18 protein-coding genes are annotated in these 24,289 nt (G+C 41.1%); 9 read left to right on the forward strand and 9 right to left on the reverse strand.

Annotated elements, in window-relative coordinates:
* Nucleotide 1 precedes the first annotated feature (1 nt).
* Nucleotides 2–325, reverse strand: a complete 324-nt coding sequence (locus tag MURRU_RS15870; RefSeq protein WP_014034504.1) for an ArsR/SmtB family transcription factor — start codon at nt 323–325, stop codon at nt 2–4.
* Nucleotides 326–1,196: 871 nt separating this feature from the next.
* On the opposite strand from MURRU_RS15870, the gene MURRU_RS15875 reads away from it, so the two are divergent.
* Together MURRU_RS15875 and MURRU_RS15880 are read left to right on the forward strand one after the other, a co-directional pair.
* Nucleotides 1,197–3,392: a transferrin receptor-like dimerization domain-containing protein gene (locus MURRU_RS15875; protein WP_014034505.1), complete on the forward strand. Its 2,196-nt coding sequence runs from the start codon at nt 1,197–1,199 to the stop codon at nt 3,390–3,392.
* A gap of 136 nt (nt 3,393–3,528) precedes the next feature.
* Nucleotides 3,529–4,149: a JAB domain-containing protein gene (locus tag MURRU_RS15880; RefSeq protein ID WP_014034506.1), complete on the forward strand. Its 621-nt coding sequence runs from the start codon at nt 3,529–3,531 to the stop codon at nt 4,147–4,149.
* An 11-nt stretch (nt 4,150–4,160) separates the two neighbouring features.
* On the opposite strand, the gene MURRU_RS15885 is transcribed toward MURRU_RS15880, so the two are convergent.
* From MURRU_RS15885 to MURRU_RS15915, 7 genes are all read right to left on the reverse strand, one after another.
* Nucleotides 4,161–5,429, reverse strand: coding sequence for a hypothetical protein (locus tag MURRU_RS15885; protein WP_014034507.1), 1,269 nt, complete (start codon nt 5,427–5,429; stop codon nt 4,161–4,163).
* Nucleotides 5,430–5,436: 7 nt separating this feature from the next.
* Nucleotides 5,437–7,671 carry a sensor histidine kinase gene (locus MURRU_RS15890; RefSeq protein WP_014034508.1) on the reverse strand — a complete coding sequence of 745 codons (2,235 nt, stop codon included), beginning with the start codon at nt 7,669–7,671 and terminating at the stop codon, nt 5,437–5,439.
* Nucleotides 7,671–8,933, reverse strand: coding sequence for a DNA methyltransferase (locus MURRU_RS15895; RefSeq protein ID WP_049789129.1), 1,263 nt, complete (start codon nt 8,931–8,933; stop codon nt 7,671–7,673). The genes MURRU_RS15890 and MURRU_RS15895 overlap by 1 nt, the downstream gene beginning before the upstream one ends.
* 329 nt (nt 8,934–9,262) lie before the next feature.
* Nucleotides 9,263–9,643 carry a DUF302 domain-containing protein gene (locus MURRU_RS15900; RefSeq protein ID WP_014034511.1) on the reverse strand — a complete coding sequence of 127 codons (381 nt, stop codon included), beginning with the start codon at nt 9,641–9,643 and terminating at the stop codon, nt 9,263–9,265.
* A gap of 12 nt (nt 9,644–9,655) precedes the next feature.
* Entirely contained in the window at nt 9,656–10,537 is an 882-nt protein-coding gene (locus tag MURRU_RS15905) for a helix-turn-helix domain-containing protein (RefSeq protein WP_014034512.1), read from the reverse strand.
* A 231-nt stretch (nt 10,538–10,768) separates the two neighbouring features.
* Nucleotides 10,769–11,185 carry a nuclear transport factor 2 family protein gene (locus tag MURRU_RS15910; protein ID WP_014034513.1) on the reverse strand — a complete coding sequence of 139 codons (417 nt, stop codon included), beginning with the start codon at nt 11,183–11,185 and terminating at the stop codon, nt 10,769–10,771.
* Between the two features lie 272 nt (nt 11,186–11,457).
* On the reverse strand, nt 11,458–11,997 hold the full coding sequence (locus tag MURRU_RS15915; protein WP_014034515.1) for a carboxymuconolactone decarboxylase family protein: 540 nt from the start codon (nt 11,995–11,997) through the stop codon (nt 11,458–11,460).
* Nucleotides 11,998–12,453: 456 nt separating this feature from the next.
* Here MURRU_RS15915 and MURRU_RS15920 point away from each other — a divergent pair, with 456 nt between their 5' ends.
* The 6 genes from MURRU_RS15920 (at nt 12,454) to MURRU_RS15950 (ending at nt 22,806) form a co-directional block, all read left to right on the forward strand.
* A complete protein-coding gene (locus tag MURRU_RS15920; RefSeq protein ID WP_041801621.1) occupies nt 12,454–12,786 on the forward strand; it encodes a hypothetical protein in 333 nt (110 codons plus the stop codon).
* 553 nt (nt 12,787–13,339) lie between these two features.
* Nucleotides 13,340–16,201, forward strand: a complete 2,862-nt coding sequence (uvrA, locus tag MURRU_RS15930) for an excinuclease ABC subunit UvrA (protein ID WP_014034517.1) — start codon at nt 13,340–13,342, stop codon at nt 16,199–16,201.
* 20 nt (nt 16,202–16,221) lie between these two features.
* Nucleotides 16,222–16,908, forward strand: a complete 687-nt coding sequence (locus tag MURRU_RS15935) for an LOG family protein (RefSeq protein ID WP_041802127.1) — start codon at nt 16,222–16,224, stop codon at nt 16,906–16,908.
* A complete protein-coding gene (locus MURRU_RS15940) occupies nt 16,868–19,753 on the forward strand; it encodes a gluzincin family metallopeptidase (protein ID WP_014034519.1) in 2,886 nt (961 codons plus the stop codon). Before MURRU_RS15935 ends, MURRU_RS15940 begins: the two co-directional genes overlap by 41 nt.
* Nucleotides 19,754–19,910: 157 nt before the next feature.
* Entirely contained in the window at nt 19,911–22,319 is a 2,409-nt protein-coding gene (locus MURRU_RS15945) for an alpha-ketoacid dehydrogenase subunit alpha/beta (protein WP_014034520.1), read from the forward strand.
* Between the two features lie 109 nt (nt 22,320–22,428).
* Nucleotides 22,429–22,806 (forward strand): DoxX family protein, encoded by a 378-nt coding sequence (locus MURRU_RS15950; RefSeq protein ID WP_014034521.1) that lies wholly within the window; start codon nt 22,429–22,431, stop codon nt 22,804–22,806.
* Nucleotides 22,807–22,808: 2 nt separating this feature from the next.
* On the opposite strand, the gene holA is transcribed toward MURRU_RS15950, so the two are convergent.
* Complete coding sequence (holA, locus tag MURRU_RS15955) at nt 22,809–23,810, reverse strand: DNA polymerase III subunit delta (protein ID WP_014034522.1); 1,002 nt, start codon at nt 23,808–23,810, stop codon at nt 22,809–22,811.
* Between the two features lie 26 nt (nt 23,811–23,836).
* Between holA and MURRU_RS15960 the strand changes: the two genes are divergently transcribed.
* The gene (locus MURRU_RS15960) at nt 23,837–24,283 is read left to right on the forward strand and encodes a type I restriction enzyme HsdR N-terminal domain-containing protein (protein ID WP_014034523.1); all 447 of its coding nucleotides are present in this window, start codon (nt 23,837–23,839) and stop codon (nt 24,281–24,283) included.
* The last annotated feature ends 6 nt before the right edge of the window (nt 24,284–24,289 follow it).

The raw sequence follows: 24,289 nt of genomic DNA on the forward strand, positions 1-24,289 counted from the left end.
ATTATTTTTTAGGTAGTTGTTTTTTCATAATGGCTTCGAGGGCATCGAACCTATCGTCCCACATATCCCTAAAAGGTGCTATAAAATCAGCGATTTCCTTTAATTTCTGTGGATTGAAATGATAGTAGATCTCCCTCCCCTGCTGTTCTTGGTTCAGTAATTCACATTCGGTAAGGATTCGGATATGCTTGGAAATGGTCTGCCGAGACGAATCAAATTCCGCTGCGATGGCTCCCGGTGTCATGGCATTGAGCGCTACCATGGTTATTATGGCCCTTCGGGTAGGATCGGCAATGGCCTGAAAAACATCTCTTCGCAATTCCATTTATGCAGCTATTTGACTGCAAATATATATGCAACCATTTAACTGCGCAAATTTATTTTATAATTCGAAGTATCAAGTCCAAACAACAAGTTCAAGAGCAAAGAACCAAGACTCAAGTTCAGACCTCGTACTTATGACTTCGGACAACAGGCATCGAGCATCAAACAACCGAATAACGCAGTGGGCGGTCAACTGTGTCATTTTGAGCGAAAACGAAAAATCTCAACCTCCTCAATGTCTGGGAGATTCTTCAGTCGCTCCGCTCTTTCAGAATGACAGACATCAAATGTCAAGTTCAGAGTTAGGAGTTACTAAGTTATTGCGCTTTGACACAAATTTCTCGAATTTGCACGAACAGGTATGCTTTTGAACTTCGGGCATCAGGCATTGGGCATCGGGCTTCCGACTCAAATATCAATCTCAATCTCAAAGGCAAGAGTTACTGCACACTGCCAACTGCAAGTTCAAGCATCAAGTGCAAGAGTAGAAAAATTTGTGGCATTCGTGAAATTCGTGTCAAAAAGTAATAATCCGAGTTATTGCGTACTGTCCTACTGCACACTGCCAACTGACTCCCGACTTCGTACTTCCGACCTCTGGACTAAGTTATTCGATTATTGGGTACTGAATACTGCCACTGCCAACTGCACGTTCAAGCATCAAGTGCAAGGGTAGAAAAATTTGTGGCATTCGTGAAATTCGTGTCAAAAAGTAATAATCCGATTTATTGCGTACTGTCCTACTGCACACTGCCACTGCTTACTGCCAACTGACTTCCAACACCGAGCACCCAACATCCAACATCAATAACTCAACAACCAGTAACCAATTAACCACAGAAATACTTAAATTTAAGAGCTAATTCAAAACAATGAAAAATAAATTACTACCTCTACTCCTATTATTAGGGACAATCAGTATTACGGCCCAAGACAAGATTATTGGGTTTAGTGACAAAGCTTCTAAAACTCAAGTACAGCTCGAAGCAGACTACGAAAAACAACTTTCCGCCAACAATTTGGACCAATGGATGAAACTATTGGCCGCCGAACCCCACTGGGTAGGCACCGAATATGGCGAAGCGAATGTAAAATGGATGGAAAAACAGTTTAAATCTTGGGGATACAAAACCAAGATTGATACGTACCACGTGCTTTTCCCCTACCCTAAAGTGCGGGTGCTGGAACTCACCGCTCCTACCCAATACACTGCTAAACTGGAAGCCGTTCCCGTGGAGGGCGACCCCTATACCGCACAGGGCGATAAATTATTGCCCAGCTATAACGCCTTCTCCACCGATGGCGATGTGGAGGCTGAACTCGTGTTCGTGAACTACGGAATCCCCAGCGATTACGAAGAGCTCGAAAAATTGGGCATCGATGTAAAGGGTAAGATTGTTATTGCGAAATATTACGGTTCTTGGCGAGGCATCAAACCAAAACTGGCCGCCGAAAAAGGCGCTATTGGTTGTATTATCTATTCCGACCCCGAAGATGACGGCTACTACCAAGGCGATGTGTACCCCAAAGGACCTTATAAAAATAAAACTGGTGTGCAGCGTGGTTCCGTAATGGATATGCCCCTTTACCCTGGTGATGTGTTGACGCCCGGATACGCGGCCACCAAGGATGCGAAGCGTTTAAAGCGTGAAGAGGCACCGACCATTACCAAGATTCCAGTTTTGCCAATCTCTTATGAAGATGCACAACCCTTGTTGGAAGCTTTGGAAGGCCCTGTGGCCCCAGCTTCTTGGAGAGGTGCTTTGCCCCTCACCTACCACATTGGCCCCGGACCTGCCAAAGTGCACCTAAAATTGGAGTTTGATTGGCAATTGAAACCTGCCCATAACCTGATTGCTACTTTGGAAGGGGATGAATTCCCTGATGAGTGGGTAATCCGTGGTAACCACCACGATGCTTGGGTACACGGTGCCAGCGACCCCATTAGCGGCATGGTGGCCTTGATGGAAGAAGCCCGCGTAGTGGCCAAATTGGCCAAAGCCGGTAACAAACCAAAACGTACTTTAGTGTATTGCGCTTGGGATGCCGAAGAGCCCGGACTCATTGGTTCCACCGAATGGGTAGAAGACCATATCCCCGAACTAAAGGAAAAGGCTGTAGCCTACATTAATACCGATGGCAACAGCCGGGGGTATTTGGGTGCCGGAGGTTCCCACTCGCTACAGGCGATGGTAAGCCAAGTGGCCCACGCCGTGACCGACCCTCAAAAAGGGGTTTCCGTAGCGGAGCGTCGCAAGGCGGCCAATGTTATACGCGGTGGTGACAACACTTTTGCATTGTCCGCCCTGGGTTCTGGTTCGGATTATACGCCATTTATACAGCATACCGGTATTGCTTCGTTGAACTTGGGCTACGGCGGTGAAGGTTCTGGTGGGGAATATCACACCATTTACGATACTTACAGCCACTACACCCGTTTTAAAGACCCCGGGTTCGACTATGGCGTGGCCTTGGCCAACACGGCCGGACGTATTTCGCTACGTTTGGCAAATGCCGAGGTTTTACCGTTTGAACTCACCCAATGGCACAGCACCATTGAAACCTATTTGGGCGAAGTGATGAAAACCTTGGAAAACATGCGCGCCGAAGTGGAAAAACATAACAAATTGGTGAAACAGGACACCTACCAACTGGTGATGGATCCCAAAAAACCCATAGCTCCCGCAAAAATGAAGGACGAAGTACCCTATTTGGACTTTTCGCCCATACAAAATGTGGTTGCCGATCTAAAGAAAAGTATAGCCACCTTTTCCAAGGCCGATGTACTTGCCCTGTCCAGTGCCAAAAAGGCGCAACTGAACCAAGAACTGATGAGCATGGAGCAGGTATTGCTACAGGATAAGGGACTGCCCCGTAGGGATTGGTTCAAACACCAGATCTACGCTCCCGGATTTTACACGGGCTATGGGGTAAAAACACTTCCAGGCGTGCGCGAGGCCATTGAGCAGCAGGAATGGAAAGAAGCACAGGAACAAATTGGGGTATTGGCCACCACCCTCAAAAATTTTGATGCGCAGGTACAACAACTGAACAGCATAGTGCAGTAAATTGGATTGCTGCTAAATAACCAAAACCGCCTCTTGCCAATCGTGAGGGGCGGTTTTTTTATGCCCAAACGGCATTTTTGCTTTTTTCACGGGCATGGACTACCTTTCCCCAACCCAAAAATTATAAACACCTACCATGAACGTAAGGCTTACCAAAGATCAAAAGATAAAAGTGCTCAACTCTGCGGACATATATGCGATCATGCAACAGGTTTTGCTGCGCGAGAACAAGATACGCCGTAACCAAGAGCATTTTTGGGTGGTGGGCCTTAACCACAACAACAAAATCTTGTTCGTGGAGCTCATTGGCCTTGGGGCCAGTAACCGCGTAAATGCCGACCCGCCCGATGTATTCCGCATGGCGATCTACAAACTGGCCAACAAGCTGATCTTGGTGCACAACCACCCCAGCGGCTCGCACGAGGTTAGCGATGCCGACATTACCTTTACCGACCACATGCTAAAAGCGGGCAAACTGATCAAAGTAGAGGTGCTGGACCATTTGGTGATTACCGAAACCAATTACACCAGTTTTGCCGACCAAGGGGTTATGGACGAACTAAAGAAAAATGGCCTTTTTGAAATTATGGGCCCCGAAAGGCAGGAACTAGAACAATTTAAAATTGATACGGAGAAAAAGCGGGCGGAAAAAGAAAAGGCGATCAGTATTTCCAAGAAGATGAAGGCCAAGGGCTATGACGATGCCACTATTAAGGAACTGACAGGGTTGAGTTTGAAGGTTATTGGGGGAATGTAAACTTAAAATTTCTAACTAGGATCTTCTATTACAGGTATGATTTCTTTAAATGTTCTAGGCAACCCTATCCTACCTAAATAACCTGAATATTTTTGTTGAAGATTGGTGATATGAGGAGGCAACAATCGTTGAAGTCTAGATTCTTTTAGTTCTTTAAATTCAAACTGGTACAGACTACTAAGTGAGAAAGAAACAAACTTTGAGCGTTCGATTCCAAAAACAATATATTCATTATCTCTTTGATTAATGTACCCATATTTTTCATTAAATTTTTCGGAAACACTTTTATCAGAAACCTTTTTCCCTCTCAAACAATAGACAATACCGTCGCAAGTCTCCCTGTCAATTACTGTATCACAAATAGGACGAATATTTATATAGTAGACATTCTTTTTTTCTCCTTTGAATATGTCACCTGGTTGTAAATCATTTGATGGAATGCTGTCATCAAATACAAATTGTGAATTAATAACTAAAGATCTTATTTCTTCAGGAGTATGATCCTCATTCTTTTCATCGTTGTTAACAATATCTGGGTTTAATTCAAGTAATGGGCCCCTACCTTTAATATTCCTATAGATTATTTCATCTATACTTAAGCCTTCATGTACTGAATCTTTATTAAAAGCTTTCCATAATACAGTAGGCCAAATCGGACTACTACTGTACAATTCTAGAAATGTAGAATTTTTTGCCTTGTAAAAATTTTCTTCCCATTTTTTTAAAGTATATATAGATGGATTTGAATTTATCCAATCTGAAATACTATCAAACATTTGTTTTTTACCTGTTATTTCACTTTTCTTTCTTATCAAGATAAAATTCTTGCTTTCATCTTCTACATCGTACAAATTCTTTTCAGATTTTAACAACCATTCAATTACGGTATCCGTATCAAATGCAGTAAAAATGAAAACAGGAGCAAAACAATTTTCTTTAATTGATTCAATAAACTTTACATTATCTTCAAAGGAAGAATCTTTTACCGCGTCACCAAGCTGCAATTCAACTTGATCTTCAGAATGCGGCTCTCCTTTATCATTTGGATTCAACTCCCAATCCAATATGAAAAAACTTACCGATTTTATATTTTTAATAAAATTTTCGTTTTTTGGGATTGCATCGTATTTAACCAATGGTATACCTTCCTCCTCAATTTGCTGAACTATATCTAATATTCTATCATCCGAATCTGGACTATTAATATTTTCATCTATTGCAATTGCATAGCCAGAATACAATTTTTCAATAGTCTTTTCAGCCATCGATTGTTCTTTCATACTAACTTTAAAATTTAATCTTGAAATTAGCTCCTTTAAGCACCTTTGAATCTTCTTTTTGGATATAGGAAATTTCATAGTCATACCTTTCTAAAAGTTGTTTTGCTATGTAAAGACCGAGTCCCCTTCCTTCATTACCTTTTGTTGAAAAAAAGGGTTCAAAAATGAAGTCAATATCATCTGGCTGTACACCTATTCCATTGTCAGCAACAACAACTTGTTCTTTGTGACCGTCAATTTCTACAGTAATATTCTTGGGTTCTGCATCGTCTATTGAATGTGCCAGCCAGTAAACAGCATTATCCAATAGATTAATTACAACTTGCATAATTACACCATCGTTACATTCAATGACTAATGGCCCACCCTTTTCAATTACATCCAGAGAAACGTTGTATTTGTTAAATACAGAGTCAAAATATTTAATGACCTTATCAAAGATTACCTTAAAACGATGAGATTTGACTTTTCTCTTAGTACTTCTAAACATAGGCTGAATCCCTTCAAGTTGATCTTCAATGAAAGAAAGCTGCCCTCTGAGCTTTTCTAGTTCTTCTCCCAAGAGTTCATAGTCAATGTCTTGATAGTAACTTGATTTTAGAAGATTATCCAAAAGACCTTTGGCCCTTCCCATCATAAACATGATATCATGTGAAGCAGTTTCAACAGCCAACCCAACTGCTGCTAAATCCTCTGTCTGTTCAGCTCTTTCAACTAAGTAGTTTTTCTCCTGTTCATAATGTTTTGAAGCAGAAACAAGCATTTTAGAAGCCTCACTGTATTTTTTATCAGCAATGAATTCTTTGATTAAATCCAACTCATTGTTAATTGTTTTCTTTTTGAATACTTCAACAGCTTCCTTTTCTTTATTAGCTAATGTGTATTTATTATATTCCTTTTTCAACCATCCCAAAAAACTTTGCAATAAAGCTTTGAAGTCCTGGAAAACACCTCCAATCTCAATTAATCCCTCGCGATTAGTTTTATCTCTTAAATCTGGATTATCTTCCTGTGATATTTGAACGAAACCCACTGTTTGATCCATGCTCAAATAATTACCTGCTCGATGTACTCCTCTTAAAACATCAATACCGAGCCAATCATCATTTGGGTCGCCATATGGATAAACTCTGATGTCATCCCTGTATAGATATATTCTGTGTTTTTTAATATATCCCCTCTCAGCCTTTTGAAGTTTATATTTTGGTGGTGCCTTTGTTGTTAGGTCAAAAACATAGAATTCAAATTCAAAAGGACCACAAGTAATGTTTTTTTGCAAGCGCTTACCATCTTTTTCTATTAGGAATCTATCTTCATACTCCTTGATACCATTTAATTGATTTAAATCGACAGTTAATTGTTGATCATTCAATTTGAATTTGAACACCCTTGCCTTATCATCAAAATGACCATCAGTAACCTTTAACGGTGCTCTTGAAAAATAGGATTCAAGTTTATTTATATTCTCCTCTTGAAAAATCGAACTGCCATTCAATTTTATGTCATAAATAAACCTAGTCCCACTGGTCTTTTTGGAGGAAAGTTCAAGTTTTGACATTTCCTCTAGAATGTTATCTAGTTTTGCCTTAGACCATTCACCCTTTAGGTTTGATATTTTTATCAATGTTCCATGCGGCTTTCTTTTCTTTTTATCCAGCCTTATGGTTATATCTTTTTCGATGATTGTTTTAGCAGTTGGCCTTATTTCATACTCCAATTCAATGTCGTCCAAGAAAATTTCCTTTTCCACATCATTCTCTGTAAGAAAATCGGAATCAAATCTTGACAAATCATTGTCAACATATATTTCATTACCAGTTTCCTTACTTCTTGAAGTAATTTCAATCGTTGAACCTAATTTGTAGATTGCAAATCTCCCAATACCTTTTTCTCCTTGTATTATTCTGTTTTTAACTTTGGTCCTGCGAGATTGTTCATCTTGCTTCAACTTCAATTTTGCAGGAGTAGCAGGGTTCATCCATGATTTCTCAATGATATCGAAGGTCATTCCCTCTCCATCATCTTCAATTTCAATCGATGAATTCTTGTTAGCTATAAGTTTATCTTCATCATTCTCATCAATCTCAAAATCATTTAACCTAATTTGCACCCAGTCAGCGTCAGCGTCATAAGAGTTTTTTATTAACTCTACTAATGCTATGGTCTCATTTTTAATGAGTTGTTCCCCAAGCATTGTCAACAATCTGGCATACGGCCTAATTTTAAATTTATCTTGGCCCATTATTTCCTAGCTATAATTATATATTCCTCAGGATAGACTTTTTTACTATTCTTATTAGCAACTGTGGTAAACTTGCCCGTAGTTTTATCCCTTATGGTAGGTATCAGTTTGTGGGGTATGGACCTTTTGATAACATCATGGACTTCAAATCCGCTTAACTCCAGTAATTCTGAAAAAATTTCTGCAGATAATATTTTCACATTTTTAAAAGTGGTATTTCCAATAACAATAAAAGCGTAACCATCATTTTTCAATATTCGATACATTTCATCTGCCACCATTTTCATGTCATTAAAATAATTAGCCACTTCTTTAGCTGTCCTCAGATGTATATTCTTTAGCTGGTCAATTAAATCTTGAGCAGTCTTGGATTCAGTTTTCAATTCTGTCCCATATGAATAAAAGGTGCCAATAAAATTTTTCCTAAACTCCAATAAATTGGAGACATAATCAAACCAATATCCTGTTAATTGATGCAGGTCGGCATACTCATAAGAAGTAACATATGGAGGAGATGTAATGACTGTACTAATGGAAGAATCCTCAATTTCGGTTTTTCTGGCATCTTGCAAAAATATTTGGCTTTCAACATTACTGTATTGAAGTTTTTTAAGCTCTTTAAAAAAATCAGAATTCTTACGAATCATTGTTTTCACCTGTTTTTTAAACGCAAAAAATACACTTACAGGAACTTTATCAGGATCTATTTGAGGTTTAGTGCTTGTTTGAAGCCATCTGGAGCAATTTTTTAAAATATGTGATAATGCGACCAAAAAGAAATCCTTTATTTTTTGAGACTCTGGCAACCCAGAAATCAAATCGTACAAGTATGCTATTCTGTACTTATTTTCAGGAAAAAACCAGTAATCGATTCTATCATGTTTCTCAATGTTATGATAGTTCTTCTCATCGTAGAACTCGAGAGAATTAACCAAATCTTTAAAAACTCTATCTAACTCTTTTGGATCTATAGGTTGAGTTTTAACTCGTGCAATCAATTGAGCAACAGGATTGATATCCACACCTACCGATTTTCTTCCATGGATTTTAGACTCTACTAAAGTAGTTCCGCATCCTGCAAATAAATCAGCAACAACATCTCCTTCCTTTGTATAATCCTCTATGATTTTTTTTACAATATTTGGAAGAAATTTGGCTGGATATCTATGATATCCATGGGTCCACTGTTCTGTGGACTTAACATTTTTAAATGTCCAATCCTCACTTACCGAAAGACTTTCAAAAGGTATGGCTACGTCCATATTATACTGATTGGTTTGCTTACCAAATATAGAGCAATTCATTTCAATTTTAAACCATTGTCTCTTAATTATATAGGGAACTACTTATTACGACAACAGAATGTTTAATCTTTAAAATCCTATAATTTTCAATAATGTATGGGGAAGTCAATGCCAAATATAAAGAATGGAAAGTGAAAATTATTGTCTTAAAACCTTAAAAAAACTGGGGTTTTTCCCTAACACAGACAAAAAAGCCCTAAAGGGCTTGCTCCAACATTCCAAAAAGTATAAGAATCCAACCACCTCCCACAATAGGTTGTAAGAGGCAGTTTTCTTCTTCGAGAAATTTAATTAATGTCGACTATTCTCTTTACCCGTTCCAACATTTCGGCTGCCATGGCAGGCTCCAAGCCATAATCCTGTAGGCTGCCAACCGGGTTTTTAAAGCTCAGTTGGGTGGTTTGGGCATCTAGTTCTTGCAATACCAATTTTAGGGGGATATCGTTTATGGCCAAGGGGTCGTTTGCCATGATCTGGGCAATGTATGTGGGCTCAAAAAAGAGCAATTGCCGCAATGGCGGTATGCTTACGCCATGTTTGGCCACAATGGCTTGGGTATCAATCTCGTGCAGGAGCAAAAAACCGTGCTCCACAATGCGTTGCTTTAAGGTTTTATACACCTGCCCAAAGGGCAGCGACAGGGTTTGGTGGATAAGGTGTGCCTTCATAATACGTTCGGTTTACGCTATGGCACGGGCAAAGCCCACGGTTTCACGATACGTTGTGGGCGAGATATCCGCATTGTTCTTAAAAAAACGGCTAAAGTAGTGCTCATCGTCATACCCAAGGTCGTAGGCAATCTCCTTTACCGTTTTATCGGTCAGGTACAGTTCGCGCTTGGCCTCAATAATGATCCGTTCGCTGATCAGGTTGGTCATGGTCTTGTTAAAATGGCTTTTGGTCATCTTGGCCAGGGCCTTGGGGCTAATGTTCAACAGATCCGCGTATTCTCCGGCAGAGTGTTTGGTCTTATAGTGGGTTTCAATCAGGTTTTTGAGTTTTTGGAGGATAAAGGGCTCCTTTTCGTCCGGTGTACCTTCCAAAGCTTCGGGCTGTTGTTTGGTCTTGGCACGGGAGGCCGTTATCAAAAATATTTTAAGGTAAGAGACCAACAGTTCGTACTGCGCCAGTTCGGTTTTTTGTACCTCGGTACGCATTTGCCGCAATATCATCTCAAACTCCTGTTGCATATCTTCTGTAACGCAAAGCATGGGCGGACTGTAAATATTGTTGAAAAGCACCCCGTTGCAGGCCACTTGTTCGTGGTGCTTGTGGATGCAGAAAAAATCGGGGTGAAAATGCAACACCACGCCCTCCAACGGTTCTTCCTCGGTGAATGTAAAAGGTTGGTAGGGCGTTACGGCAAATAGGGTGTTTGGCGTAAAGGTGTACTCCGAAAAGTCCACTTGGGCGGTGCCCCTCCCCTTTTTTATCCAGATCAAGGAATAGTAATTAAACCGGTGCGTGTCGCAAAACTGGCAGCTATCCTCAAAACCGAAGAGTTTAAAGGCCAGGTTCCCGGTTTGTTCGTCAATAAGCGTGTTGGTGTTGTAAATGTCCATTTTTTGATTTTATATGTTAACCCTAGTGCATTTGATAAAAATTCGTCATTTCGAGTGGTTTTTGGACCTAAGTCCAAAAATTGTATCGAGAAATGAATTTTTATGTTCCCAAAACCTTGTCAGGTCGAGCACAGTCGAGCCCCATTTCTACTATTGAGATACAAGACTTCTCGACTGCTCCTTCGACTACGCTCAGGATGACAGCTCGAAGTGACATATCTTCAAAATTGACTAAAGTCGTCTTTCGGTTTCGTCTATGGGCAGATCGTTGATGCTGGCATAGCGTTTATGCATAAGCCCATGCGCGTTGAATTCCCAATTCTCGTTTCCATACGCGCGCATCCACGCCCCTTCGGCATTTTGGTATTCGTATTCAAAACGAACTGCAATCTTATTGTCGGTAAAGGCCCATAGTTCCTTTCGTAGCTTGTAGTTTTTTTCTTTTTGCCACTTCTCCTTCAAAAAGGCGACCACTTCTTCACGCCCGTTGATAAACTGCGAACGGTTGCGCCATTCGGTGTCCACGGTGTAGGCCATGCTCACCTTTTCGGGGTCTTGGCTGTTCCAGGCATCTTCGGCCAATTGTACCTTTTCCCGTGCGGTTGCCTTGGTAAAGGGAGGCAACGGGTATTTTTTTTCGATTTCCATACTTGCGATTTAAAAAAAGAATTTGAATATCCGTAATCAATCATAATGCACTGTCACTTCGAGCTTTTCGACTTCGCTCAAGATAAACTTAAGTCGAGAAGTTATTAAACCCAACATCCTAAAAATGAGGTCTCGACTGCGCTCGACCTGACAACTTTTTGTTTCTATGATTGATTGCGAACAATCAGTAAAAAGAAAAAGGCAGGAACATTGAAAGCCCCTGCCCTTGAATTGATTCATTTATTTAACCATTACGATTTTAGCTTACACACTTAAACTGTTTCGACTACGGGAAAATCGATATCGGTATTGGCGGTATTGTTGAAATAGTTGGTGAAAACGTTCAAGGCTACGTGTGCCACGATCTCACCCACGGCGCCATCGGAATACCCGGCTGCTTTTACGGTTTCCACATCTTCTGAAGATACGCGTCCGTTTTTATTGATCAAGGTTTTGGCAAATTGAAGTGCTGCCGCGATTTTTGGCTCGGCGTTTACACCTTCTCTTGCAGCTTGCAGGGTATCGGCATCGATCCCTACCAATTTTCCACCGATAAACGAGTGGGCGGATAAGCAATAGTTACAGGCGTTGGATTCTGCTACGGTCAAAGCCAATAGCTCACCCAATTTTCCGCCCAAAGATCCTTTGCCCAAAGCTTCGCTAAGGCCCAAATAGCCTTCCAAAACCTCTGGGGAATTTCCCATGGTTTTCATCATGTTGGGTACCATGCCCAATTTACCTTGGATAGCATCAAATAGTTCTTTTGATTTTCCGGTGGCCTCCTTTGGATCTAATGCTTGTAAACGTGTCATAATTTTCTTTTTTGAATTCTTAAAAATGATTTCGTCGTTATTGACACTACAAAGGTGGGGCGATGTGCCTTGCGATAAAATGGACAGATGTCGCAACTCCTTGGATAATTTTCCTTCTTGCGCTATGTTTTCAGAATTTATGTTGGCTCAAATGGGGTATTCCTCAATTCAAATGAGGCATTCGTCAATTGGTTGTGCAAAATTATTGCACATCGTGTAGTTTCGTCATCAAAATAAGACAATGACTACACTCGAAACTATAAATGCCTTACAGATATTTTGCTTGGTAGCTTTAGGATTTATTATTTACATAGCTGGATGGCTACACGGTGCCCATTGGGGCAAAAGAAATAAGGTTTAATACAATAGCCGAGCACATATTGGCGTTGAATCCATTCCAAACCAACTTAAACCTACTTAGCCATTTTTTGGAGAGACCCCAATATTAAGTGTATTTTGGCCTATTTCGGCGACGAGTATTACACTATTAAAATCGACAAGCTACGCACTGGAGAAATACGGTATTTGTGTTGGCACAAGAGCAATAGCATTTTGGCCGAACCCAACTTGATCCTAAGGAACGGAAAGATAAAACAAGCCCCGAACGGGGAAAGCACGGAATATGTTTTTTTAAGTGAAGAACGGATTTTTACCGTGGAACACATTCCCTCTAAATTGGAGGGAGGGGCAAGTTACTTTTTTATCGAGGTCACCGATGAGCATCATAAAAAAAGTACTTGGAAAATGCAGCCAATGCCCATTCCCAAGTACTTTCGCCACTTAGTTTGACCCGTAATGTATTTTAATGCTATTATGGTTAAAAGCCGCCAATGTCATTCTGATGGAGCAGAGCGACTGAAGAATCCCCTTTCTCAAGTCCCATGCATATAGTGGGCAGGTGTGCCCAAACTTTTTGCCGATGAAGAGATTCTTCGTTTCACTCAGAATGACACAGGTTGTGAGACCCCGGAACCAGTTCAGGGTGACTAGGTTTTTCAACCTCCCGTTGGGCGGTTCAAAAATGACAAGGTTGACTTGAAAGAACCGTAAACACGGGGACACCTTTGCCCATTGCGTCATTTCGAGCGAGCGAAGCGACGGGAAATCTCCCATGGACTTACAAGTGTCATCCCGTGCTTGACACGGAATCCAGTGCCGTTTGTCACATCGGCTCATTTCGGCTTCTTTCAATGACCGCCGCTCAGCGACCGAAACCAAATCGTCATTACAGAAATGACTGTTTCTAAACTCAAAAATAAACCAATCAATTAACAAAAACGAAAACAAAAGACCACTTCCTTTTTACATCCCAAATCGCTACATTTGAGGTTTGCTATGATTTATGATCAATTACGAAGAACATATTGAGGTTAAGGGCGCAAGGGTCCATAACCTCAAAAATATAGATGTCACCATTCCGCGCGAAAAGCTTGTTGTAATTACAGGACTTTCGGGCAGTGGGAAATCCTCTTTAGCCTTCGATACCATTTATGCCGAGGGGCAACGTAGGTACATTGAAACCTTTTCGGCCTACGCCAGACAGTTTTTGGGTGGATTGGAACGACCCGATGTGGATAAAATTGATGGACTCTCCCCCGTAATCGCCATTGAACAGAAAACCACTTCAAAATCTCCCCGCTCTACAGTGGGCACCATTACCGAGGTGTACGACTTCCTACGCTTGCTCTTTGCCCGCGCAGGAGATGCCTACAGTTACAACACGGGCGAAAAAATGGTAAGCTACAGCGATGAACAGATCAAAGATTTGATTATTGAAACCTACCTCGGCAAAAAAATAAATGTGTTGGCACCGGTAATCAAATCCAGAAAAGGACATTACCGCGAACTTTTTGAACAGATTGCAAAGCAAGGCTTTGTAAAAGTCAGGGTTGATGGTGAAATCACCGACATTACCAAAGGGATGAAGGTGGACCGATACAAAACCCACGATATTGAGATTGTAATAGACCGCTTGAAGGTTGGCGATAGCGACGATTTTCATAAACGGTTGAGTGAAACCATCAATACCGCTATGTACAGCGGAGACAATGTGCTCATGGTTTTGGAAGAGGGCGAAACAGTGCCGCGTTACTTCAGTAGAGATTTGATGTGTCCATCATCCGGTATCTCCTACCCCACTCCAGAACCCAATACGTTTTCCTTTAACTCCCCCAAAGGAATGTGCCCTGAATGCAGTGGATTGGGCCATGTATTCCAAGTGAACGAGGATAAAATAATCCCGAACAAAAAAGTATCCATCAAGTCAGGAGGCCTTACCCCTTTGGGCGAATACAAAAAATCGTGGGCCTTTAAGCAACTGGAAACCATTGCGCAACGCTACAATTTTGACCTTACGGATGCAATAGAAAAGATACCCGAGGAGGCCATAAACGTTATTTTGAACGGTGGCAAGGAAAGTTTTGAGGTGGATTCCAAAAGTTTGGGGGTAAAAAGGCAGTACAAAATTGATTACGAAGGTATTTCCAATTTTATCAAAACCCAATACGAAGAAGCCAATTCCACTTCGATAAAACGATGGGCCAAAGATTATATGGACAAAGTGGAATGTCCAAGTTGTAATGGTTCGCGTTTGCGAAAAGAATCCCTCTATTTTAAAATTGATGGTAAGAACATTGCCGAATTGGCAGAGATGGATATTGCCGAACTTGCCAATTTCTTTACACATTTGGAAGATACGCTGGAGGGCAACCAAAAAAAGATTGCGGAAGAAATTATAAAGGAAATCAAGTCCCGTATTGGTTTCTTACTGGATGTTGGGCTGGATTACCTCTCGTTGAACCGAAGCTCCAAATCCTTGTCCGGTGGTGAAGCCCAACGCATTCGATTGGCCACACAAATAGGTTCGCAATTGGTGGGTGTACTTTACATTTTGGATGAACCTAGTATTGGTCTGCATCAGCGGGACAACGAACGTTTGATTCAATCCTTGGAGGCACTACGCGATATTGGCAATTCCGTTATTGTGGTGGAACACGACCGGGATATGATCGAAAGTGCCGACCATGTTATCGATATTGGTCCAAAAGCAGGTAAACACGGCGGGGAAATCATTTCCGAAGGAAGTCCAAAAGAATTGATTGACCACCATACGATAACCGCACAATACATTACGGGCGAGCTTGAAATTCCTGTGCCCGAAAAACGACGCAAAGGAACCGGTAAAAAAATTGTGCTTTCGGGCTGTACAGGGAATAACCTTAAAAATGTGACGGTTGATTTCCCTTTGGGTAAACTTATTGGGGTTACCGGAGTTTCAGGAAGTGGCAAATCCACTTTGGTCAACGAAACCCTCTACCCTATTATGAACGCCCATTATTTTAATGGGGTAAAAAAACCGATGCCGTATAAAAAAATTACGGGTTTACAGCATATTGACAAGGTTATCGACATCAACCAATCGCCTATTGGACGTACTCCACGCTCCAATCCAGCGACATATACAGGTGTTTTTAGCGAAATACGTTCCCTATTCTCCAAAACTACCGAAGCTACCATCCGAGGGTACAAACCCGGTCGCTTTAGTTTTAATGTGGCTGGAGGGCGTTGCGAAACCTGTCAAGGAGGAGGTCTCAAAGTGATTGAAATGAACTTTTTGCCCGATGTTTATGTAGAATGTGAGACCTGTAATGGCAAAAGATTCAATCGTGAGACTTTGGAAATAAGATACAAGGGGAAGTCCATTGCAGATGTTTTGGAGATGACCATCAACGAAGCTGTAGATTTCTTTGAAAATATTCCAAAAATTCATCGTAAACTTAAGACAATAAAAGATGTAGGCTTGGGTTATATATCATTGGGACAACAGTCCACTACCCTATCCGGCGGTGAAGCCCAAAGGGTAAAGTTGGCCACGGAGCTTTCCAAAAGAGATACTGGAAACACCTTTTACATCCTCGACGAACCAACCACAGGCCTCCACTTTGAAGATATTCGGGTACTTATGGAAGTGCTTGAACGTTTGGTGGACAAAGGCAACACCATTTTGGTAATAGAGCACAATATGGACGTAATTAAAATGATGGACCATATTATAGATATTGGTTACGAAGGTGGAAGAGGTGGCGGTACAGTTGTTGCATCAGGAACCCCGGAAGAGGTGGCTAAGGACAAGAAAAGCTATACGGCCAAATTTTTGAGGAAAGAATTAGATAATACAAAGCAAAAAATTAAACGCGCGGTTTAAAACACTAGACAATTATGCAGATGCGAAAAGAACAACATTCCAAAGGATGGAATGAGATTAAGACAAACGATTCATGGGCCATTTTCAAGATTATGGGTGAGTTTGTCAATGGATTTGAAAAGATGAGCGTAATAGGCCCATGTGTATCCATTTTTGGGTCCGCAAGGGTTCGGGAAGGCCATCCTTATTACGATTTGGCAGTGAAAATCTCCAAAAAAATTGCCGAGGCCGGTTATGGGGTCATTACTGGTGGTGGACCGGGAATTATGGAAGCAGGTAACAAAGGAGCCAACCTAGCTGGAGGAACATCGGTAGGTTTGAACATAGAACTTCCGTTTGAACAGCACGACAATCCTTACATTGACGATGACAAAAGCCTTGATTTTGACTACTTCTTTGTTAGAAAAGTAATGTTTGTAAAATATTCCCAAGGCTTTGTGGTAATGCCTGGAGGTTTTGGTACGTTGGATGAATTCTTTGAAGCACTCACGCTTATTCAAACACACAAAATACATACATTCCCAATTATACTTGTTGGCACGGAGTTCTGGAAAGGACTTATGGATTGGATCAAAAATACCCTGGTCGAGGCTGGTAACATTAGCGCAAAAGACCTGGATTTAATCAAATTAGTGGATACTGAGGATGAAGTCGTCGAAATTATAGATGCCTTTTACAAGGGCAGAACCCTTAGTCCAAACTTTTAATTTTGCTGCATTGATCAACCATCGAGTATTACTTAGTATTTCGCTGCTTATTATAATGGTGTGTCCCAAACTTTGGGGACAGCACAAAAATGAGATAGTGGCCACCCTCGATGGACCCACCAACCAAATACGGATTCGGCAACATTTTACCTATGTCAACCAATCGAACAAAGGATTATCCACCTTGTATTTCAACGATTGGAACCATGCATATTCCAACAAAAACACGGCACTGGCCAAGCGGTTTGCAGAAGAATTCAACCGAAGTCTTCATTTGGCAAAAGACAGGGAAAGAGGCAAAACCACCATTAAAACCATTGTAGATGACAACTATGCTGGTTTGGATTGGAAAAGAAAGGGAAATACAGATATCATTTCCGTCACCTTGAATGAAATACTTAAGCCCGGAGAATCCATTCAGTTGTTTTTTACCTACACCATTAAATTGCCCAGTGCCAAGTTTACGGGTTACGGGCGCACCGATAACCTTGGGTATAACTTACAGGATTGGTACTTGACCCCAGCTGTTTTTGATGGTGACTGGAAATTGTACAACAACATAAACCTTGATGACCTCTATACGGACATTACGGAGACCCGAATTAATTTTACCTTCCCGGAGCGGTTGTTCCTGGCATCAAACTACCGAATGTCCAGTATTTCAAATTTTCCGGGAGGACAGCATGTGCAACTTATTGGCGACAAAAGAAAAAACTGTGAAATCATTCTCACCATTGATGAAAGGTTCACCAAGCACGTTACGGATTACCTCACCATCACTACGGATATTGAATCGAACAAGTACGAGGAAATATCCCAAGGAATATCCATTATAAAAATTGCACAATTTCTTCATGAAAACCTAGGGGGGTACCCTCATGATAATCTTTTAGTGAGTGAATTCGATTATAATAGATCTCCGCTGTACGGAATCAGTCAGCTCCCATCTTTTATAAGGCCATACGAAGAGCAGTTTCAATTTGAGATGAAGTTTTTGAAAACGGCCATTCGCAATTATTTAAAGGAGTCTTTATACCTAGATCCACGAAAGGAACGATGGGTGAACGATGCCATTGGATACTATCTGATGATTAAATATGTGGAAGAGCATTACCCCGACCAAAAGCTGATCGGTAAGCTTTCCAAAATCTGGGGATTAAAAAACTTTCATTTGGCACAAATGGATTTTAACGAGCAGTACTCCCTGTTCAGCATGCTCTCTGCACGTAAAAACATCGACCAAGCACTAACAACTTCCAACGATTCCCTGATCAAGTTCAACCAAAAAATTGCCAATGGGTACAAAGCTGGTCTCGGCATGTCCTATCTGTCCGCTTATTTGGGTGAAAAGAAAATAGACAGTACGGTTCTGGATTTCTTCAAGAATTATAAACAAAAACAGTTTGTATCGGCCGCTGATTTTAGAAAAACCATCGAAAAATATGCGGACAAGGAAGTGGATTGGTTTTTTGAAGAATATGTGGCCACTGACAAAAAGATTGATTTCAAAATCAAGAAAGTAGAAAAAACCGAGGATTCCATCACCTTTGTACTTAAGAATAAACAGGGAACCAAAGTGCCCATATCGGTTTTTGGACTCGAAAATGATTCCGTGGTATCCCAATATTGGTTTTCGGACATAGATACCACCGAGAGTTTCACCATTCCCCGAAAGAGTGAAGATCGTTTGGTATTGAACTACGATCAAAAAATCCCCGAGTTCAATCAACGTGATAACTGGAAGACTTTGAACGGTTGGCTATCGAGCAATAAAAAATTAAAGTTCCAATTCTTTAAAGACACCGAGGACCCCTATTACAATCAGGTGTTTTATGTCCCCATAGCAAACTTTAACCTATACGATGGTATAACACCTGGATTAAGGCTCTACAACAAAACCTTTCTGGAAAGGCAATTCCAGTACGATATATCGCCCACTTATTCCTTTTTGGAGCGCACCCTCGTGGGGAAAGTTGGTTTTAGGTACCGTAAGTATCATAAAAAAACCGGGCTGTACGTTACCAATTATTCGTTTTCAGCATCAACCTCCCACTTTCAGGAAAATTCAAGATTTACCACAATCACACCTGCAGTTAGTTTTGGCTGGCGTCCCAACGACCTACTCTCCAACCGTAGACAAAGCTTGCTGTTTAGGTATAGAAGCGTGTTTAGGACCATAGATGAAAGTCTGGTAGGTGAATTGGATACTGACCCCGACTACGGCGTAATGAATGTTAGGTTTACCGATGTGGACAACAATATCCTGAATTATTCATCTTGGTCGGTAGATGCCCAACATTCCAGCGAGTTTACCAAACTTGCCTTTGAACTGGAATATAGAAAATTGTTTCAGAGCAACAGACAATTGAACTTGCGCTTTTATGCAGGCAAATTTTTACGCAACAAGACAGCGTCGGACTTTTTTAGTTTTGCCTTGGACAGACCAACGGATTACATGTTCGACCTTGCTTATTTGGGTAGGTCCGAGAGTTCTGGCTTGTACAGTCAGCAAATTATTATTGCCGAGGGCGGGTTTAAATCAAAACTCGAAAACCCTTTTGCAAACGATTGGATTGCTACGACCAACGCAAGCACCAATATCTGGCGATGGGTAGAAGCCTACGGTGACCTTGGCTTTATTAAAAATAAAGGTGACGATACCCGTTTTGTTTACGACTCCGGTATCCGCTTGAATTTGGTAACGGACTATTTTGAACTCTACTTTCCCATGTATTCCAACAGAGGTTGGGAAATTGGCCAAGACGATTACGGACAACGTATTCGTTTTGTGGTTACCATAAGTCCAAGAACCTTGATTGGGTTGTTTACAAGAAAGTGGTTTTAATTATCAAATTGACAACCAAAAGCTTTTTTTACATTAGTCAAATGATAAATACATAATATACCAAGTGTATTTTTGAATTATTTATATTTTATTAACGAAGTTCTGCATTGCAATTTTGAAGGATTTTTAGTAATTTCGCAGAAATCTTCAACAATTCATGAAACCTAACCCTAGTACAAGTAACGATATTTCCTTTGACGATTTCAAATCTCAGATTCTTCAAGATTATGAGACAGCTGTCACCAGCAGGGAATGTAGTGTAATGGGGAGACGGGAAGTACTTTCTGGAAAAGCCAAGTTTGGTATTTTTGGAGATGGAAAGGAACTTCCACAGTTGGCCATGGCAAGGGCATTTCAAGATGGTGATTTTAGGAGCGGGTATTACCGTGACCAGACCTTTATGATGGCATTGGGCTATTTAAGTCCAAAGGCCTTTTTTCACGGACTTTATGCCACTACGGACTTGGAGAAAGAGCCCATGAGTGCCGGAAGGCAAATGGGCGGCCATTTTGTAACCCATAGTTTAAATGAAGATGGTTCTTGGAAAAACCTAACGGAACAAAAAAACAGTAGCGCAGATATTTCCTGTACAGCAGGCCAAATGCCTCGCTTGCTTGGTTTGGCCCAAGCCTCTAAAATATATCGCAATGTTGACGGCATTGATCAGACCAACTTCTCCAAAAATGGAGATGAAGTAGCTTGGGGGACCATCGGTAACGCCAGTACCAGCGAAGGACATTTTTTTGAGACAATGAATGCCGCTGGGGTAATGCAAGTGCCCATGGTCGTCTGTATTTGGGATGATGAATACGGTATTTCCGTGCCATCGGAATATCACACCACCAAAGGTGATATCTCCGAAGCCCTTAGCGGATTGCAACGTGATGACGACAAAAAGGGCTTTGAAATATTAAAAGTAAAGGGGTGGGATTACACCGCCCTGATCCATGCTTTTGAAAATGCTTCGGACATTGCCAGGGAAGGTCATGTGCCCGTACTTATCCATGTAACAGAGCTTACCCAACCCCAAGGTCACTCTACTTCGGGCTCGCATGAAAGATACAAGTCCTCCGAGCGTTTGGAATGGGAACGGGAAAATGATTGTAACAAACGTTTTAGAGAGTGGATTCTTGAGAACGGCATAAGTACCGAAGAGTATCTTAAAAAAGTGGAACGTGAAATAAAGCACAAAGTGCGTGCTGCCAAAAAAGAAGCATGGTCCGAGTTTTTAAAACCACAATTGGCCGCTAAAAAAGAATTGGTACCACTACTGGAAAAGACAGCAAACCAAAGTCCAAATCGTGCTTTTATAACCAAATTGAAGAACGACTTAATAGCTATCGAGGAACCCTTGAAAAAGGATTTAGCGTCCAAATCCAGACAAGCGCTTCGTTATCTTTTGGGGGAATCTACACCAGAGAAAAAACAGCTTCAACAATGGGTGGATGATTTCTTGGCAACCAATGAGCCACAATTTAGCTCACATCTATATAACGAACTTGGTAATAAAGCCACCAAAGTGGAACAAGTACTCCCCTCCTATTCCAATGAGAGCGAGGTAGATGGTAGAATCATTTTAAGGGACAATTTTGACGCCCTTTTCACTAAGTATCCAGAAGCTTTGGTATTTGGCGAGGATACTGGGAATATTGGAGATGTAAACCAAGGGCTTGAAGGGCTTCAAAAGAAATATGGAGAATTAAGGGTCGCCGATACGGGAATACGCGAAACTTCCATAATAGGACAGGGAATTGGAATGGCACTACGAGGTTTGCGCCCCATTGCCGAAATACAATATTTGGATTACATTCTTTACGCTATCCAAACATTGAGCGACGATTTGGCAACGCTAATGTACCGAACCGTCGGAAAACAAAAGGCGCCGCTTATTGTACGTACCAGAGGACACCGTTTGGAGGGAATATGGCACTCTGGCTCACCCATGGGCGGATTGATCAATTTGTTACGGGGAATGTACATCCTTACTCCCAGAAACATGACACAGGCCGCAGGTTTCTACAACACACTTATGAAAAGTGACGAACCTGCCTTGATTATCGAAAGCCTGAACGGGTATCGTTTAAAAGAAAAGAAACCTTCCAATTTAGGTGAGTTCTGCACGCCGATCGGTAAAGTGGAAACCCTAAAAGAAGGAACGGACATTACATTGCTATCCTACGGTTCCACCCTTAGGATTGTGGAAAAAGTAGCCAACGACCTTTTGGAAGTAGGTATAGATGCAGAAGTGATTGATGCCCAATCATTGCTTCCATTTGATTTGGAACATGATGTGGTGAAAAGTCTGCAAAAAACCAACAGATTCTTGGTAATCGATGAAGATGTTCCCGGTGGATGCTCTGCCTATTTATTGCAAGAAGTGGTCGAAAAACAAGGAGGCTACCGTTATTTGGACAGTGCTCCACAAACCTTGTCAGCAAAAGCGCACCGTCCAGCTTACGCATCAGATGGGGATTACTTTTCCAAACCCAACGCTGAGGACATTTTTGAGAAGGTTTACCAGATTATGCACGAATCCGACCCGAAATCCTACCCAGCGCTTAGGTAATGTTTTTTCTCCGGTGTGGATTCTCCCAAAAACACTTTTCGTCAATTATTGTTACGTTTTTTAAAACATAATTTATACATTCACACGGATTAAAAATTTTTCCCCAAGAATGAAAAACAATACTTTGATACACCTAGGGCTTGCTTTGCTTAGAATTGTACCATCTGCATTTATGCTAACCCACGGCTACCCTAAACTTATGAATCTGATCAACGGTAACACGGAATTTGTCAACCCTTTTGGTATTGGTCAAGCTCCGTCTCTTTTTTTGGCCGTTGTTGGTGAATTTATTTGTCCACTTTTAATCATTATAGGTTTTAAAACCAGATGGGCCGCTATACCTACCGCAATAACCATGTTTGTTGCAGGCTTTATGATCCACGGAGCTGATCCATTCGGAAAAAAGGAGATGGCTTTACTTTACCTAACCATATTTGTGGTCATCATGCTATTGGGTCCAGGTAAATACAGCGTGGACAAAAAGTAATCCTAGATTATTTCGGATAGGAGTTCTTTTAATAAGTCGGCTTGTGTCATATTGCTGGCCCCTACCCCTTTGCCTTTTAAATCCAATGTCCTTAGACTGGAGATAATACTGCTCACCCTTTTCATAGGGTAGTTTTTTGCGGCCACTACATACTCGTTCACAAAGTATGGATTTACTCCCAATACTTTGGCCACATTACTTGGAGAATGGTCTTTAAGTCCGTGATACTGTAACAACTGCGTAAAGAATGTGTTCAACAGCGTAACCGTAACCACAAATGGGTTGTCCTTTGGATTTTGGGCAAAGTAGTCAATAATTTGGGATACCTTTTTTACGTTGCGTTCACCAATTGCCTTTTTCAGCTCAAAATTGTTGAAATCCTTGCTAATGCCGATATGCTCCTCTATCAAATCAGGTGTGATTTCGGTAGTTGGGGGCACAACCAAGGTCAATTTTTCAAGCTCATTGCTGATTTTGCTCAAGTCCGTTCCCAAAAACTCCACGAGCATCACGCAAGATTTTGGTGATATCTTATATTTTTTGCTGGCCAAAGTTCTCCTTATCCAATCTGCAACTTGGTTATCGTAAAGCTTTTTACTTTCAAAAAGTTCCCCACTCTTTTTTATGGTCTTGTAGAGTTTTTTACGCTTATCCAATTTTTTATACTTGTAACAAAGCACCAAAATAGTGGTTGGTTGAGGGTTATCGGCATACGGAACAAGGTTTTCGATGGTTCTGGAAAGGTGCTGCGCCTCTTTAACTATAACAACCTGGTGCTGGGCCATCATCGGAAACCGCTTGGCATTGGCAACTATTTCATCAACAGAGGTCTCTTTGCCATAAAGCACCATTTGGTTAAATCCTTTTTCATCCTCCGTAAGAACATTTTCGGCTATGTACTGGGTAATACGGTCAATATAGTAAGGCTCCTCCCCCATTAAAAAATAAATAGGTTTTGGGTTTCCCTTATTGATTTCCGATACAATCTCTTTTACTTTGTCCATTCAATTTATATCACCAGTTTTGTAGCATGCAAGCTTTGAACTTTCCGCCCTATTCATTTCGTATCAAAAATAGCCAAAATAGACAGTACATTTTTGACGATATCCGTAAAAAATTTGTGGTACTCCAACCTGAAGAATGGGTACGACAGCATGTACTTCATTTTTTGGTGTATACGAAGAACTACCCTAAAAGCTTGGTGAATGCCGAAAAGCAACTAACGGTCAACAAACTCAAGAAACGCTACGATATTGTTGTTTTTAATTCGGATGGTTCTATTTTTCTACTTGTAGAGTGCAAAGCACCGGAAATTAAAATAACCCAATCCACCTTCGACCAGATTGCGAGGTACAACTATCAACTAAAAGCTAACTACCTAATGGTGACCAATGGTTTGGAACATTATTATTGTGAAATGGACCACGGGAATGAAAAATACAGGTTTTTAGAGGAAATTCCTGATTTTAGCCGTTAATTTGCC

Origin of the sequence: Allomuricauda ruestringensis DSM 13258 (genome assembly GCF_000224085.1) — a bacterium.
In the GTDB taxonomy this organism is placed as follows: Bacteria; Bacteroidota; Bacteroidia; order Flavobacteriales; family Flavobacteriaceae; genus Flagellimonas; species Flagellimonas ruestringensis.